At 62.6% G+C, this 14223-nt stretch carries 17 protein-coding genes and 1 riboswitch; of the genes, 15 read left to right on the top strand and 2 right to left on the bottom strand.

Translation table 11 applies throughout. The features are described 5' to 3' along the window. Window positions 1-53: 53 nt before the first annotated feature. From phnG to GTW23_RS06030, 7 genes are read left to right on the top strand one after another with little or no spacing between them, the layout of a single operon-like run. Entirely contained in the window at window positions 54-548 is a 495-nt protein-coding gene (gene phnG, locus GTW23_RS06000; protein ID WP_252915055.1) for a phosphonate C-P lyase system protein PhnG, read from the top strand. Then, complete coding sequence (gene phnH / locus GTW23_RS06005; protein ID WP_252915057.1) at window positions 548-1168, top strand: phosphonate C-P lyase system protein PhnH; 621 nt, start codon at window positions 548-550, stop codon at window positions 1166-1168. Before phnG ends, phnH begins: the two co-directional genes overlap by 1 nt. Before the next feature lie 3 nt (window positions 1169-1171). Then, window positions 1172-2299, top strand: a complete 1128-nt coding sequence (locus GTW23_RS06010) for a carbon-phosphorus lyase complex subunit (RefSeq protein WP_252915059.1) — start codon at window positions 1172-1174, stop codon at window positions 2297-2299. After that, window positions 2296-3234, top strand: a complete 939-nt coding sequence (locus GTW23_RS06015) for an alpha-D-ribose 1-methylphosphonate 5-phosphate C-P-lyase PhnJ (RefSeq protein WP_152008245.1) — start codon at window positions 2296-2298, stop codon at window positions 3232-3234. Before GTW23_RS06010 ends, GTW23_RS06015 begins: the two co-directional genes overlap by 4 nt. Next, window positions 3231-4055, top strand: a complete 825-nt coding sequence (gene phnK, locus GTW23_RS06020; protein ID WP_252915060.1) for a phosphonate C-P lyase system protein PhnK — start codon at window positions 3231-3233, stop codon at window positions 4053-4055. The genes GTW23_RS06015 and phnK overlap by 4 nt, the downstream gene beginning before the upstream one ends. 3 nt (window positions 4056-4058) lie before the next feature. After that, window positions 4059-4766: a phosphonate C-P lyase system protein PhnL gene (phnL, locus tag GTW23_RS06025; protein WP_252915062.1), complete on the top strand. Its 708-nt coding sequence runs from the start codon at window positions 4059-4061 to the stop codon at window positions 4764-4766. Then, a complete protein-coding gene (locus GTW23_RS06030; RefSeq protein ID WP_252915064.1) occupies window positions 4763-5377 on the top strand; it encodes a DapH/DapD/GlmU-related protein in 615 nt (204 codons plus the stop codon). Before phnL ends, GTW23_RS06030 begins: the two co-directional genes overlap by 4 nt. A gap of 54 nt (window positions 5378-5431) precedes the next feature. Here GTW23_RS06030 and GTW23_RS06035 read toward each other — a convergent pair whose 3' ends face one another. Continuing rightward, complete coding sequence (locus GTW23_RS06035; protein ID WP_252915065.1) at window positions 5432-6160, bottom strand: winged helix-turn-helix transcriptional regulator; 729 nt, start codon at window positions 6158-6160, stop codon at window positions 5432-5434. Between the two features lie 139 nt (window positions 6161-6299). On the opposite strand from GTW23_RS06035, the gene GTW23_RS06040 reads away from it, so the two are divergent. Then, complete coding sequence (locus GTW23_RS06040; RefSeq protein WP_035530824.1) at window positions 6300-6515, top strand: tautomerase family protein; 216 nt, start codon at window positions 6300-6302, stop codon at window positions 6513-6515. A 48-nt stretch (window positions 6516-6563) separates the two neighbouring features. On the opposite strand, the gene bluB is transcribed toward GTW23_RS06040, so the two are convergent. Then, window positions 6564-7244, bottom strand: a complete 681-nt coding sequence (gene bluB, locus GTW23_RS06045; RefSeq protein WP_252915066.1) for a 5,6-dimethylbenzimidazole synthase — start codon at window positions 7242-7244, stop codon at window positions 6564-6566. 49 nt (window positions 7245-7293) lie between these two features. Next, window positions 7294-7475, bottom strand: a riboswitch (cobalamin riboswitch). A 180-nt stretch (window positions 7476-7655) separates the two neighbouring features. On the opposite strand from bluB, the gene phnC reads away from it, so the two are divergent. From phnC to phnN, 7 genes are all read left to right on the top strand, one after another. Continuing rightward, a complete protein-coding gene (gene phnC, locus GTW23_RS06050; protein WP_152008250.1) occupies window positions 7656-8504 on the top strand; it encodes a phosphonate ABC transporter ATP-binding protein in 849 nt (282 codons plus the stop codon). Between the two features lie 88 nt (window positions 8505-8592). Further along, window positions 8593-9498 carry a phosphonate ABC transporter substrate-binding protein gene (gene phnD / locus GTW23_RS06055; RefSeq protein WP_210385775.1) on the top strand — a complete coding sequence of 302 codons (906 nt, stop codon included), beginning with the start codon at window positions 8593-8595 and terminating at the stop codon, window positions 9496-9498. Window positions 9499-9564: 66 nt separating this feature from the next. Then, on the top strand, window positions 9565-10437 hold the full coding sequence (phnE, locus tag GTW23_RS06060) for a phosphonate ABC transporter, permease protein PhnE (RefSeq protein ID WP_152008251.1): 873 nt from the start codon (window positions 9565-9567) through the stop codon (window positions 10435-10437). 1 nt (window position 10438) lies between these two features. Further along, on the top strand, window positions 10439-11788 hold the full coding sequence (gene phnE, locus GTW23_RS06065; RefSeq protein WP_252915068.1) for a phosphonate ABC transporter, permease protein PhnE: 1350 nt from the start codon (window positions 10439-10441) through the stop codon (window positions 11786-11788). Then, complete coding sequence (locus GTW23_RS06070) at window positions 11785-12492, top strand: DUF1045 domain-containing protein (RefSeq protein WP_252915069.1); 708 nt, start codon at window positions 11785-11787, stop codon at window positions 12490-12492. The genes phnE (GTW23_RS06065) and GTW23_RS06070 overlap by 4 nt, the downstream gene beginning before the upstream one ends. Further along, complete coding sequence (locus GTW23_RS06075; protein ID WP_252915071.1) at window positions 12493-13632, top strand: alpha-D-ribose 1-methylphosphonate 5-triphosphate diphosphatase; 1140 nt, start codon at window positions 12493-12495, stop codon at window positions 13630-13632. Continuing rightward, entirely contained in the window at window positions 13632-14222 is a 591-nt protein-coding gene (phnN, locus tag GTW23_RS06080) for a phosphonate metabolism protein/1,5-bisphosphokinase (PRPP-forming) PhnN (protein ID WP_152008255.1), read from the top strand. The genes GTW23_RS06075 and phnN overlap by 1 nt, the downstream gene beginning before the upstream one ends. Window position 14223 lies beyond the last annotated feature (1 nt).

Raw genomic sequence — 14223 nt, forward strand, 5'->3', positions numbered from 1 at the left:
TGTATCGTAATTGATATGGTTGTCTAGATAAATAGACAAATAAGGAGATTTCGATGGCGCTTTCAGGGAATGGGCTGGATGAAACGCCGGGTGAGGATTCCGGCATGGGCTTTGCCCAACGGCAGAGGCTGCTGTCAGTGCTCGCAAAGGCGCCAGGCAAGGATCTGCTGTCGTGCTGGAAGCAGACTGGCCTCGACCCCTCCGTTGAATTGCTGCGCGGTCCGGAGTCCGGGCTTGTGGCACTTCAGGGGCGCGCCGGCGGCACCGGTCAGCCGTTTCATGTCGGAGAGGTTTCGGCCACCCGCGTGACCGTCCGGATCGGGTCGGGGCAGGTGGGGCATGCTATGATCAGCGGCCGCGACGCGCGCAAGGCGCAACTGGTCGCCGTCATCGATGCGCTCGCCCAGGACCCTGGCCATGCCGAACTGGTCGAGCGCGAGATCGTTGCGCCGCTCGAACAGCTGGTTGGTGCCGGCGACGCCAGGGCCCGCCGCGAAACCGCGGCCACAAGGGTCAACTTTTTCACCATGGTGCGAGGGGAAGACTGATGACCGCGATCCCGCAAACAAACGCTGTCTATGAGGGCGGTTTCTCCGATCCCGTCGGCGCCTCGCAAGTGGTCTTCCGGGCGCTGATGGACGCCATGGCGCGCCCCGGTACGATCCAGGTCCTGCCGGATGTGACCGCCCCGCCGGCGCCGTTGTCTGCCTCGGCGTCCGCGCTGATCGCGACCCTTGCCGATGCCGACACGCCGGTCTGGCTCGATGCGGCGCTGACCAAATCCTCCGCCATCAGGGACTGGATCGTGTTTCACACCGGCGCGCCGGTTGTAAGCAATCCGTCCGATGCGGCATTCGCGCTGGTCGCCGCACCCCAGAATCTCTCGGCGCTGAACGGCTTCTCGCTCGGCACCCAGGAGTTTCCGGACCGCTCGACGACGATCATCCTGCAGGTCTCGACCCTTTCGGACGGTGCCCAGCTGACGCTCGAAGGTCCCGGGATCAAGGACCAGGCGCAATTGGCGCCCGATCCGCTGCCGCAGCATTTCGAAAACCAATGGCGGGCCAACCGGGCGGCGTTTCCGCGCGGCGTCGACCTGATCCTCGCAGCTCCGGGATGCGTGGCGGCATTGCCGCGCAGCACCCGTCTAGTCCGCAGGGAGGCGTAAGTCATGTATGTTGCTGTCAAGGGCGGCGAAACCGCCATCGCCAATGCCCACCGCCTGCTCGCCGCGCGCCGCCGCGGCGACGCGGATGTGCCGGGGCTGACGCTCGAGCAGATCGCCGGGCAATTGTCGCTTGCCGTCGACCGTGTGATGGGCGAGGGCTCGCTCTACGATCCGGAACTGGCCGCGCTGGCGATCAAGCAGGCCCGCGGCGATCTGATCGAGGCTGTGTTCCTGCTCCGCGCCTACCGCACCACCCTGCCGCGGTTTGGTCATTCGGAGCCGATGGACACAGGCGAGATGCTTGTGGAGCGGCGGATCTCGGCGATCTACAAGGATCTGCCCGGCGGCCAGCTGCTCGGTCCGACATTCGACTATACCCACCGGCTGCTCGATCCGGTGCTCGCCGGTGACGCGCCGGTGGACGCACCCGAAACCGGTCAGGACAGCAACGAGCGGGTGATCCGCGTTTCAGACATTCTCGGTGACGAGGGGCTGATTGAGGACGATCCGGTGACGGATGCCTCGCTGCCGGTCGCCGATATCACGCGGACGCCGACCGAATATCCGATGGGCCGGGACGCGCGGCTGCAGACGCTTGCGCGGGGCGATGAGGGCTTCCTGCTGGCGCTCGCCTATTCGACCCAGCGCGGCTATGCGCGCACCCACCCGTTTGTGGGCGAAATCCGCATTGGTGACGTCGATGTCGAGGTGATGATCCCGGAACTCGGCTTCACGGTGGTGATCGGGCGGGTCAAGCTGACCGAGTGCCAGATGGTCAACCAGTTCCAGGGATCGGCCAAGGTGCCACCGCAGTTCACCCGCGGCTATGGCCTGGTGTTCGGCCAGGCCGAGCGCAAGGCGATGGCAATGTCGCTGTGCGACCGGGCGCTCAGGGCGAGCGAACTCGGCGAGGACATCGTTGCGCCCGCCCAGGACGAGGAATTCGTGTTGTCGCATTGTGACAATGTGCAGGCGACCGGCTTCGTCGAGCATCTCAAGCTGCCGCATTACGTCGACTTCCAGGCCGAGCTCGACCTGGTGCGGCGCATGCGTGCCGAGCATTTCGCCAATGCGGCAAGGGCCGATGGCGAGACATCCGCAACGGACGACACAAAGGAGGCTGCGGAATGAACGCGCTGGCACAGGACGAGGGTTCGCAGAATCTGGCGACCTACAATTTCGCCTATCTCGATGAGCAGACCAAGCGGATGATCCGCCGGGCTATCCTCAAGGGGATCGCCGTGCCCGGCTACCAGGTGCCGTTCGCGTCCCGCGAGATGCCGATGCCCTATGGCTGGGGCACCGGCGGAGTGCAGGTGACGGCGGCGATCATAGGTCCTGACGATGTACTCAAGGTCATCGACCAGGGCGCCGACGACACCACCAACGCCGTGTCGATCCGGGCCTTCTTCGCCAAGACCGCAGGCGTTGCAACGACGACCGCGACGCCGGATGCAACGATCATCCAGACTCGTCACCGCATTCCGGAAACGCCGCTGACCCAAGGCCAGGTGCTGGTCTACCAGGTGCCGATCCCGGAGCCGTTGCGGTTCCTCGAGCCGCGCGAGACCGAGACCCGCAAGATGCATGCGCTCGAGGAGTATGGCCTGATGCACGTCAAGCTCTACGAGGACATCGCCCGCAACGGCCACATCGCCACGACCTATGCCTACCCGGTCAAGGTCGAGGGGCGCTACGTGATGGACCCGTCGCCGACGCCGAAATTCGACAATCCGAAAATGCACCAGTCCGAGGCGCTGCAGCTGTTCGGCGCAGGCCGCGAGAAGCGGATCTACGCGATCCCGCCGCACACCGAGGTTGTGAGCCTCGATTTCGAGGATCATCCTTTCGAGATCCAGCATTTCGATCAGCCCTGCGCCATGTGCGGCGCCGTCGAGGTCTATCTCGACGAGGTGGTGCTCGACGACAAGGGCGGACGGATGTTCGTCTGCTCCGACACCCACCATTGCGAAAGCCGCCAGGCTGATGGGCACCGCGGAGCGCTGCTTGGCGAAAGTCCGGGGGCCGGCGATGACGCGGGCGCCGAAAAGGAGGCAATTCGATGAGCCATTCCGACACACTTGAAGCGCTTGCCGCGGCCGGCATCGCGGCGCCGGTCAAGCCGCTGCTCAGCGTCGAGGGCCTGACCCGGGTCTACGGCAAGCGCATCGGCTGCGCCGATGTCAGCTTCGACCTGTGGCCGGGCGAAGTGCTGGCGATCGTCGGCGAATCCGGCTCCGGCAAGACGACGCTGCTCAACTGCATTTCCTCGCGGCTGACGCCGACCTGCGGCACGGTCCACTACCGGATGCGCGACGGCGCGACTGCCGACATCTACAAGATGGCCGAGGCCGAGCGGCGCTACCTTATGCGCACCGACTGGGGCTTCGTGCACCAGAACCCGATCGACGGCTTGCGGATGACGGTCTCGGCCGGCGCCAATGTCGGCGAGCGGCTGATGGCGGTGGGGAACCGGCATTACGGCAACATCCGCAACACCGCGATTGAATGGCTGTCGCGGGTCGAGATCGACGAGGACCGGGTTGACGACCAGCCGCGCACCTTCTCCGGCGGCATGCGGCAACGGCTGCAGATCGCCCGCAACCTGGTGACCGAACCGCGGCTGGTGTTCATGGATGAACCCACCGGCGGTCTAGATGTCTCGGTTCAGGCTCGGCTTCTCGACCTGTTGCGCGGGCTTGTCTCCGATCTCGGCCTCGCCGTCATCGTCGTCACCCACGATCTCGCCGTGGCCCGGCTTCTGTCGGACCGGATGATCGTGATGAAAGAGGGCCGGGTGATCGAGGCGGGCCTCACCGACCGGGTGCTTGACGATCCGCGCGCGCCCTACACCCAGCTCCTCGTTTCCTCCATCCTGCAGGTCTGACCCATGACCACGGTTCTCGTAGCTTCGGAAGTCAAAAAAACCTTCATCATGCACATGCGCGGCGGTGTCGAACTGCCTGTCGTTGCCAATGTGTCGTTTTCGCTGAAAGCCGGCTCCTGCGCGGTGCTGGGCGGCCCGTCGGGCGTCGGCAAGAGCTCGATCCTGAAGATGCTCTACGGCAATTACGGCACCGACAGCGGCCAGATCCTGGTTCAACACCATGGCCGCCATGTCGATGTCGCCAGCGCATCCCCGCGCACCGTGCTCGAAATCCGGCGCGACACGATCGGCTATGTCAGCCAGTTTTTGCGCGCGGTGCCGCGGGTTTCCGCGCTCGACGTGGCAGCCGAGCCGCTGCTGATCCGCGGCGTGAGCCAGGCGATCGCGCATCAGCGGGCGCGGGAGCTGTTTGCCGAACTCAATCTGCCGGAAAAACTCTGGTCGCTGCCGCCGGCGACGTTTTCGGGCGGCGAGCAGCAGCGGGTCAACATTGCGCGCGGCTTCATCACCGACCATCCGATCCTGCTGCTTGACGAGCCGACCGCGTCGCTGGATGCAGCGAACCGGGCCGTGGTCATCGAGCTGATCGCCCGCAAGAAGGCGGAAGGTACGGCGCTGCTTGGGATTTTCCACGATCATGATGTCCGCAACGCGGTGGCGGATCACGTCATCGACGTCTCGGCCTTTGCCGCCGGGAAGGCCGCGGCATGACCCGGCTCTCCGACACGCCGCTGGTCGATCCCACCGCGAAGATCGTCGACTCGACGCTGGGCCGCTACACCGAAGTAGGCGCCCGCTGCACCGTCGCGCATTCAAGCATGGGCGACTATTCCTATTGCGTCGAGGGAACCCAGATCGCCTATGCGACGATCGGCAAGTTCGCCAACATCGCCGCCCATGTGCGGATTTACGCCAGCATGCATCCGATGGAGCGGGCGTCGCTGCATCACTTCAGCTATCGCTCGTCGTGGTATTTCGAAGGCGAGAGCGACGACCAGGATTTCTTCGACTGGCGCGCCGGGCAGGGGATCACGATCGGCCACGACACCTGGATCGGCCACGGCGCGGTGGTGATGCCCGGAGTAACAATCGGCAACGGCGCCAGCATCGGCGCCAACGCGGTGGTGACCAAAGACGTTGCCGATTTCGCCATTGCCGTCGGCGTGCCGGCGCGGACGATCCGGCAGCGCTTTTCAGACGCTATCGCCAGCCGGCTCGATGCACTCGCCTGGTGGGACTGGGAGCATGAGAAGCTGCACGCGGCGCTCAAGGATTTCCGGTCGCTGCCGGCCGAAGAATTTCTCGAGCGGCACGGCGGCTGAAGGCGCCGCCATTTCCGGCGCAAGCGGGTTGCCGTCCGGTCGGTCTAGAGGCGGCTATTCGGCTGCCACCCGCAATCCGGGACGATTGTTCCTGGCCGTCCCGCAGACCTCCGCGTAGCTGCTGGTAATCAACCACCTGGTGAGATTGCGGGCCATGATCTGATGGCCGATCAAGGTGATGTTGCCTGCAGCGATCTCGTTGTCGAAGCTGGTGTGGCCCATCCAGGCCGAGGTCAAGTTGCGCAACGGGCTGACGATGAACAGGTCGACATTGAAGCCCTGGTCGGAATAGCACAGGTCCGGCTCCATCCCCGGCTTGAAGACCAGCCAGTAATTGACGGTGTCGTTGGGCGGATCGTTCAGCGTGAACTGAATGACGCTTTGGCCTGGCGGCAGCTCCAGCCGGTTGATCTTGCGGCGGATGTTCCACATCAGCATCCTGGCGTCGAGACGCTCGAGCGACACCTCGCTGTTGATGTTGCGGTGGGCCCATTCGCCGAGCTTGCGCACAATCGGTTCCAGCTCGTCGGCAAGTGGCGTGGTGCAATACTCCGAATGCTCCTTGCCGTTGGCGCCGGTCTTGACCACGAGGCCCCTTGCTTCCAGGTCACGTAGCCGCTTGGCAAGCAGTCCCGGCGACATTCCGGGAACGCCTCGCTGGATCTGATTGAAACGGGTGGAGCCCGACCACAACTCGCACAGCACGAGCATGGTCCAGCGTGGTTCGATCATCTCGGCCGCCATGGCGACGGGACAAAACAGCGGATAGGCGGACTGCGGCATGATGCACCTCCAAGGTGAGGGTGTCATGGCGGGCCGGTGCGGTCCAGTACAGAATCTGTAGCGGGTCGCTTCACTTTCCGGAGTGGACCGAAGCAGGTTTCAGGCCCAGCCTGTGCCGGTCAGAAACAGGAGAGAGACAATGCCATTGGTAGACATCGAAGTGATCGAGGGTGTGTTCGATACCGCCCAGAAGGCGCAGATGATCGAAAAGGTCACCAACGCCATGGTCGAAGTGGAAGGCGAGGCCATGCGCGGCGTGACATGGGTTCGCGTCAAGGAGATCCGCAGCGGCCAATGGGGCATCGGCGGCAATACGCCGAGCGCCGCCGACATCAAGGCGATGGCCGCAAAGTGATACTGGCGAGGCAGGTTCGTTAGCGCCTGCCTCGCCATTCCGGAGAGCCTAATCGCCTCCCCGCCATCTGTCCTCGAAGATAAGATCATCGAGCGGCAGCCTGCGGTTCCAGCCTTTGACCTCGAGTTCCGGCCGCTCATAGAGTTCGTCGACATAGCCCAAACAGAGATAGGCGACGATTTCGATGCGGTCCGGAATGCCAAGGATGGATTTTAGATCGGCATCGCGGAAGATGCTGACCCAGCCCATGCCGATGCCTTCCGCGCGGGCTGCGAGCCACAGGTTCTGCACCGCGCAGACGGTGCTGTAGAGATCCATCGAGGAATTGTGGGTACGCCCCAGAACGACTTTCCCGCCGCGTTCCCGGTCGCAGGTGACGCAGATGTTGAGCGGGGCCTTGCGGATGCCTTCGAGTTTCAGGGACTTGTACCTGGACTGCCGCTCCCCGGTAAACATGGCCGCGGCTTCCTCATTGGCGCGGGCAAAGGCATCGGCGACCCGATCGCGAACGGTCTGATTCCTGATGGTGATGAAGTTCCAGGGCTGCATGAAGCCAACCGACGGCGCGTTGTGCGCGGCTTCAAGCAGCCGCCGGATCACATCATTCGGTATCGGCTCCGGAAGGAACTGGTCGCGCACGTCGCGGCGGGTGAAGATGGCCTTGTAAACGGCGTCACGTTCACCTGTTGTGAATGGTTGTGCTGCGGCCAGCATTGATGTGTTCGGCATTGTCTGATCCCCAACAATCCGTGAAAACCCGCCGCGCTGTCCATGCGCGGCAAGGCTATGACATCTGGCCGGTCTTCTGACTTCGGTTCCGCCGGCAGGCGCGCCTTCCCGGGACTTTCCCAGTGGCGTCTTGCGCTTGCCGTCCCCGTCACAGCGTTGGGCACGTTCCGGAATTGCACCGGATTCCCGATTCTCCCGCACAATGCAGGCACCAGATGCAGCCATAGGGTCATGACCGGGGCCTGAGCGCAAGCCGGAAAAACAAGGAAAACAAAGGGTTTTGACATATCGGGACGGGCAGCTGTGGATCGTAACAAAACTGACATCAAACCGACATCGGCCCTTCATACGGCTGGGCTAGTCCAATCCTCGAAAGTCACGAAACCCGCCGTGACCCATGGGGATTTGCTTATGCTTGAATTGACCGATGTGACCCGCCGCTTTGGCGCCAACACCGCTGTTGACTCAGTGACCCTGTCTATTCCCGAGGGGCAGATGGTCGGTATCATTGGCCGCTCCGGCGCCGGCAAGTCGACCCTTCTGAGAATGATCAACCGACTGACCGGCGTCAGCGGCGGTGTAATATCCCATCACGGACGTCCGGTCTCGACGCTGACCGGGCGCGAACTGCGCAGCTGGCAGCGCGATTGCGCCATGATCTTCCAGCAGTTCAACCTGGTCCCGCGTCTCGATGTGGTGTCCAACGTGCTGCACGGGACACTCAACATGCGTTCGACGTTCGCAACCATGTTCAACCTGTTTCCACGCGAGGACATCCTCAGGGCGATCTCGATCCTCGAACGGCTCGGCGTCGCCGAGAACGCGCCGAAGCGGGCCGAGGCGCTTTCTGGTGGCCAGCAGCAGCGGGTGGCGATCGCTCGGGCGCTGATGCAATCGCCGAAGCTTATCCTCGCTGACGAACCGATCGCCTCGCTCGATCCGCTCAATGCCCAGATCGTCATGGATGCGCTCAAGGACATCAACGAGCAGGAAGGTATCACGGTGGTCACCAACCTTCACACGCTCGACACAGCACGCAATTATTGTGAGCGCATCATCGGTATGGCAGCCGGAAAGGTCGTCTTTGACGGCAGGCCGGAGGAGCTGACCACGGAAGCAGTTCGCGCGATCTATGGAGCGGGTGCCGACGGCGAGGAAATCTCTGAATCGATGACGTCCACCAGCCTGCACGCACGCGGGCGTCCGGCCGACGTCAAAGCGAAACTCACTCCTTCCGGCGTAGCGCTGGAATCGATCTGACCTCGCGGTTGCCGGGACCATCCTGCGGTTCCGGCCCGAGACGCCAGTTTTCCTACCCCACTGTCAACCCTTGTACGGAGACTAGATTATGATGAAGACCATCCTCGTGGCCGCCACGGCAGCCCTCTTGTCCACCAGCGCTTTCGCGCAGGACGCGATCACCGAATTCCGCATCGGCATCCTCGGCGGCGAAAACGCCCAGGACCGTCTGACCTCGAACGAATGCCTGCGCGCCTATGCCGAGGAAGCCCTTGGCGTTCCGGTCAAGCTGTTCACGCCGGCCGATTATGATGGCGTGATCCAGGGCATGCTCGGTGGTTCGATCGATATGGCGTGGCTCGGAGCTTCCTCTTATGCCAAGGCCTTCCTGACCGATCCTGAAGCCGTAGAGCCGGTTCTGGTCAAGACCAACCTCGACGGCTCGTTCAGCTATCACTCGATCGGCTTTGCCCGCAAGGACCGTAACATCACCTCGCTGGATGATATGAAGGGCAAGGCTTTCGGTTTTGGTGATCCCAACTCGACCTCGGGCTACCTGATCCCATCGATCGAAATTCCCCAGGCAACCGGTGCCTCCATGGAGAGCGGCGACTATTTCGGTGAAGTCAAGTTCACTGGCGGTCACGAGCAGACCATTGTTGCGGTTGCAAACGGCGAAATCGACGCCGGCGTGACTTGGGCCGATGGCCAGGGCAACTGGGAAGACGGCTACAATTCGGGTGCACTGCGCAAGGCAGTCGACTCCGGTCTCGTTGACATGAATGACATCGTGGAAATCTGGAAGTCGAAGCCGATCCCTGAAGGTCCGGTCACTCTGCGCAAGGCGCTGCCGCAGGATGTCAAGGACAAGATGATCGAACTCGTCGGCTCGATGCACGAGAAGGACGCACAGTGCGCCTACAACATCGCTGCTGGCGAAACCGCCGGTTTCAAGCCAATCACCCATGACGCTTACGAGACCATCGTCGCCGTCCGCAAGGCGCAGAGCAACTAAGGTTTCCAAAACTATCGCGGGGGGCCGTCCGGCTCCCCGCTTTCTATTCAGGAAGGGCGTCCGCCGATGAGCGATATGACCACACATCATGGCGGCAGCGCCGCCTCGATGGCCATCCGCGAAAATTATCTGGCGATGGCCCGCCAAAAACAGATGTATGGCGGTATCCTGCTGATCGTCTTCATCGCAATGATGGTGTCAGGCTTTCAGCTTGCGGATGCGCGCAATGCCGGCGGTTTCTGGACCGGCTTTACCCAGGTGTTTGACTTTCCCTCGGAGGTTCTGGCCGAGGGGATCGAGAAGGCGGCGTTGCTGCCTGCGTTGTTTCTGGAATTCCTTCCGTCGCTCATCGAAACCCTGAACATCGCTGCGGTATCCACATTGATCGGAGCCGCCTTTGCCATCGTTCTGGCGCTGCTCTCAACCAGGGGGCTGGCGCGCTGGCCGCGATTGATTCCGCTGTTCCGGCGGTCAATGGACGGCATGCGCGCGATCCCGGAAATCGTCATTGCGCTGGTGCTGATCTTCATCCTTGGCGGCGGACCTGTCCCGGCGATGATCGCGATTGCCTTTCACACCGCGGGTGCGCTCGGCAAGCTTTTTTCCGAGGTCTCGGAGAACGCTGATCTCAAGCCGGTCGAGGGCTTGTCGTCGGTGGGAGCGAGCTGGATCCAGAAAATGTGGCTGGGGGTCATCCCGCAGGTCGCGCCGAACTGGCTGTCCTACGGATTGCTGCGTTTCGAAATCAACATTCGCGCTTCCGCCATTCTCGGTTTCGTCGGTTCGGGCGGCATTGGTCACGATCTCAGGATCGCCATGCAGTGGGGGCAGGGGCGCTACGACGAAGTGGTGGCGATCTTCATCCTGCTTTTCGTGACAATCGTGTTCTTCGACCAGTTGTCGAGCCACTACCGCAACCGTCTGGTCAAAGGACACTGACATGACCACTCTCGATACGGCGACGCTCACACCGGACGATTTGCGCCAGCACGTGCTCAAGGGGTTCAGCCGCAAGCAAATGATTGGCTTCGGCGCTCCCGCGCTGATCCTGGCCTACCTGGTTTACGTGTTCTTCGCGTTTGACATTGCCGGCATCGCGTCGCGTGCAAGGCTCGACAATGCGGCGATCCTGGTTTCGGACTTCTGGTCCCACAAGACCCATGTGACGCGCGACAACCGCGTCAACGAAGTGACGGTCGCCATCGAGGGCGAGAATAAGGGCACCTATCCCGAAGGCATGCTGCCTGACTGGGTGACCATGCAGGACGGCGTGACGCGGATCGACCTCGACCGGGGCCATGAAGTGATATTTGATGCTGATGGCGCGCGCTACACGGTTCCCGGCTACGGCGTGATCGACATTTCGCCCCAGGCAGGCAAGCTGCAACTTGTCCTGCCGGAGGGCGGAATCCCCGACTGGATCAATGCATCGGACACCCGCGTGTCGGTGACCACCGAACAGGGACGCTTCAGCTACACCCGCAACCGCACCGAAGTGTTCAAATACCAGGCCGGGTGGGAGCTGTTCTTCTTCACGCTGGACAGCCCGTTTTACGGAAAGTCATTCGTCGAGCTCGTCAAGCTTGCAACGATTGGCGAACGGATCACGCCGGATCGCTCGAATCTCTCAGCTATGCTGCATGACTTCTGGACCAATGCGATGTGGCGGCATGGCGATGTGGCGTGGGCTTTGTTCGAGACCGTACTGATGGCTTTCCTCGGCACCATGGGTGCGGCCATGATTGCGCTGCCGCTGGCGTTCTTCGCAGCCACGAACTTTTCGCCGTCGCGTCCGATCCTGTTCACGCTGCGCCGAATCTTCGATTTCCTGCGTGGCGTCGATGGGCTGATCTGGACCATCATCCTGTCGCGTGCCTTTGGGCCGGGGCCGATGACAGGCGCGCTGGCCATTTTGCTGACCGACACCGGCACCTTCGGCAAGACCTTCTCCGAGGCCTTGGAAAACATCGACAACAAGCAGGTGGAAGGCGTCCAGTCGACGGGTGCGTCGCGCATTCAGCAGGCCCGTTTTGGCGTCATCCCGCAAGTCACGCCTGTGTTTTTGAGTCAGGTTCTGTATTATTTCGAATCGAACACCCGCTCCGCCACAATCATCGGCGCCATCGTTGGCGGCGGCATCGGATTGTTGCTTACCCAGGCCATCGCCACCCAGAAGGATTGGGAAGAGGTGAGCTACTACATTATCCTGATCGTGCTGATGGTGATGGCGATGGACACGTTGTCGGGCTGGCTCAGAAGCCGCCTGATTGGACGAACGGGGCACGCATGAGATACGCGATCTATTTTGCACCGGAGGCTGCTTCGTCGTTCGAAGCGCTGGCTGCCAGCTGGCTGGGCCGGGATGCGGCGATGGGAAAGTCCGTCGAGCATCCCAACCTCGAAGGGCTCGGCGCAACCGAGCTGGCCGAGATCACCGGCCCAGCCCGCCGCTATGGCTTTCACGCAACTCTGAAGGCCCCGTTTCGCCTGGCTGAAGGTGCCAGCGAAACGGACCTGACCGACGCTATGGAAGTCTTCGCTGAGCAGACCAGCACGTTCGAGATTCCGGCGCTGAAGGTTGGCCGGCTGGAAGGCTTCCTGGCGCTTGTGCCGGCTGGTCCGGCGCCTGCGCTCAATGCATTCGCCAATTCCGTCGTCGAAGCGTTTGAACCATTGCGTGCACCGCTGACCGACAGGGAGATCGAGCGCCGCAATCCCGTTTCGCTCTCGTCAGAGGAACTGAGAAACCTGATGCGGTGGGGGTATCCTTACGTTTTTGATCGCTTCCGCTTTCACATGACCCTGACCACGCGGCTTGCGGGGCCGCAGATCACACGTGTCGAGGCCGCCGCCAGTGCCCATTTCGCGTCGGTTCTGGCCGGTCCGGTCGCCGTGCGCGAACTTGCCCTGTTTGTCGAGCCGGAACCCGGCGCGCCATTCGTAATCAGACGCCGGACGCCGCTCGCGCTCGGCCAGCACAGAAAGACTGCCTGAATGACCACCGAAACAGTTTTGACCAATGCCCGGCTTGTTCTCGAGGACCGGATCGTTGCCGGCAGCCTGGTGTTCAGGGATGGCGTGATTGCCGAGATCGCCGAAGGCAATTCGGCAAGCGGTGTGGACATGGAAGGGGACTACATTCTTCCCGGTTTGGTGGAGTTGCACACCGATCATCTCGAGGCGCATTATTCGCCACGTCCAGGCGTGCGCTGGAACGCGATTTCGGCAATCCAGTCGCATGATGCACAGATCGCTTCCTCCGGCATCACCACGGTGTTTGACTGTCTGCGGCTTGGCTCGGATGAGGATGACGGATTCCGGATGGGCGAGATGCGGGCGATTGCCGATGCCATCGCCAAGGCGAGATCGGAAAACCGGCTGCGGGCCGATCATCTCATTCACCTGCGCTGCGAGGTCTCGGCGTCGGACGTGCTCGACCATTTTGCCGACTTCCAGACCGATACCCAGGTGCGGCTGGCGTCTTTGATGGACCATGCGCCGGGTCAGCGGCAGTTCCAGACGATGGAGCAGTACACGCTCTACTACAAGACCAAGCGTGGTTTGTCCGACGAGGCGTTTGCCCATTTTGTAAACCGGCGGCAGGAGGCTTCGGCGCAGTATTCCGAGGCGCATCGCAGGGCGATCGCGAGCGCCTGCGCCGAGCGAGGCATCACGATTGCGAGCCACGATGATGCGACGCTCGATCATGTTGACGAAGCCGTGGGTTTTGGTGTCAGGCTGGCCGAATTCCCGACCAGCATCGAGGCCGCGAAGGCTTCCCACAAGGCCGGCATGAGTGTTCTGATGGGAGCGCCGAACGTGGTGCGCGGCGGATCGCATTCCGGCAACATCGCCGCCACCGATCTCGCACGGTCCGGCGTTCTCGACGTGCTTTCGTCGGACTATGTTCCGTTCAGCCTCATCCACGCGCCGTTCGTGCTGGCCGACGAGATCGATGATCTCGATCTGCCGACAGCGATCCGGCTGGTGACCGCAACGCCTGCCAGGACAGTCGGTCTCGATGACCGTGGCAGTCTCCAGGCCGGCAAACGCGCGGACCTGGTCAGGGTGCGCCGTGAGAGTGGGGTTCCGGTGGTGCGTTCGGTCTGGCGTCAGGGCGAGCGGGTGGCGTGATGCAGGCATCCCGGAAACTGACGAGCACGGTGCCGGGACCTCTGATCGTGGTGCTCGGGCCGAGCGGCTCGGGCAAGGACACGCTGATGTCCTATGCACGCAACGAGCTTGCCGCGCGCGACGACGTATTGTTCGTAAGGCGCACCATCACGCGACCGGCGGATGCGGGCAGTGAAGACCATCTGCCGATGACAGATGTCGAGTTCGACGCGGCGATCGACCGTGGCGACTTTTCCCTGACCTGGGCAGCAAACGGTTTGCGCTACGGGCTGCCGCGCACGATCGAAGCTCATCTGGGCCAGGGCAAGCCGGCCGTTGTCAACGGATCGAGAGGGGCATGGGGTGTTATCCGGCAGGTGTTCCCGACTGCCGTGGCGGTTGAAATCCGGGTGGATAGATCCATTCTGGCACAGCGGCTGCAATCGCGAGGCAGGGAGAGCGCTCAGGAGATTGAAGCCAGGCTGGTCCGTGCTGCCGCGCTGGAAACGGGCTTCGAGGCTGATGTCGTCATCGACAATTCCGGGACGCTGGAGCGCGCCGGTCTGGCTCTGGTTGGCTACCTGACGCAAAGGGCGGATGTTCAGTCCTGAA

It is taken from the genome of Parahoeflea alexandrii (assembly GCF_024105735.1).
Lineage (GTDB): Bacteria > Pseudomonadota > Alphaproteobacteria > Rhizobiales > Rhizobiaceae > Hoeflea > Hoeflea alexandrii.

Bases quoted from the DNA above. Each gene is read 5' to 3' on its own strand.
- GTW23_RS06035 (WP_252915065.1), bottom strand. From the start codon at position 6,160: ATGCCGCAGTCCGCCTATCCGCTGTTTTGTCCCGTCGCCATGGCGGCC.
- phnN (WP_152008255.1), top strand. From the start codon at position 13,632: ATGCAGGCATCCCGGAAACTGACGAGCACGGTGCCGGGACCTCTGATC.
- phnH (WP_252915057.1), top strand. From the start codon at position 548: ATGACCGCGATCCCGCAAACAAACGCTGTCTATGAGGGCGGTTTCTCC.
- GTW23_RS06015 (WP_152008245.1), top strand. From the start codon at position 2,296: ATGAACGCGCTGGCACAGGACGAGGGTTCGCAGAATCTGGCGACCTAC.
- GTW23_RS06040 (WP_035530824.1), top strand. From the start codon at position 6,300: ATGCCATTGGTAGACATCGAAGTGATCGAGGGTGTGTTCGATACCGCC.
- phnK (WP_252915060.1), top strand. From the start codon at position 3,231: ATGAGCCATTCCGACACACTTGAAGCGCTTGCCGCGGCCGGCATCGCG.
- phnL (WP_252915062.1), top strand. From the start codon at position 4,059: ATGACCACGGTTCTCGTAGCTTCGGAAGTCAAAAAAACCTTCATCATG.
- phnD (WP_210385775.1), top strand. From the start codon at position 8,593: ATGATGAAGACCATCCTCGTGGCCGCCACGGCAGCCCTCTTGTCCACC.
- GTW23_RS06010 (WP_252915059.1), top strand. From the start codon at position 1,172: ATGTATGTTGCTGTCAAGGGCGGCGAAACCGCCATCGCCAATGCCCAC.
- phnG (WP_252915055.1), top strand. From the start codon at position 54: ATGGCGCTTTCAGGGAATGGGCTGGATGAAACGCCGGGTGAGGATTCC.
- GTW23_RS06030 (WP_252915064.1), top strand. From the start codon at position 4,763: ATGACCCGGCTCTCCGACACGCCGCTGGTCGATCCCACCGCGAAGATC.
- GTW23_RS06075 (WP_252915071.1), top strand. From the start codon at position 12,493: ATGACCACCGAAACAGTTTTGACCAATGCCCGGCTTGTTCTCGAGGAC.
- phnC (WP_152008250.1), top strand. From the start codon at position 7,656: ATGCTTGAATTGACCGATGTGACCCGCCGCTTTGGCGCCAACACCGCT.
- bluB (WP_252915066.1), bottom strand. From the start codon at position 7,244: ATGCCGAACACATCAATGCTGGCCGCAGCACAACCATTCACAACAGGT.
- phnE (WP_252915068.1), top strand. From the start codon at position 10,439: ATGACCACTCTCGATACGGCGACGCTCACACCGGACGATTTGCGCCAG.
- phnE (WP_152008251.1), top strand. From the start codon at position 9,565: ATGAGCGATATGACCACACATCATGGCGGCAGCGCCGCCTCGATGGCC.
- GTW23_RS06070 (WP_252915069.1), top strand. From the start codon at position 11,785: ATGAGATACGCGATCTATTTTGCACCGGAGGCTGCTTCGTCGTTCGAA.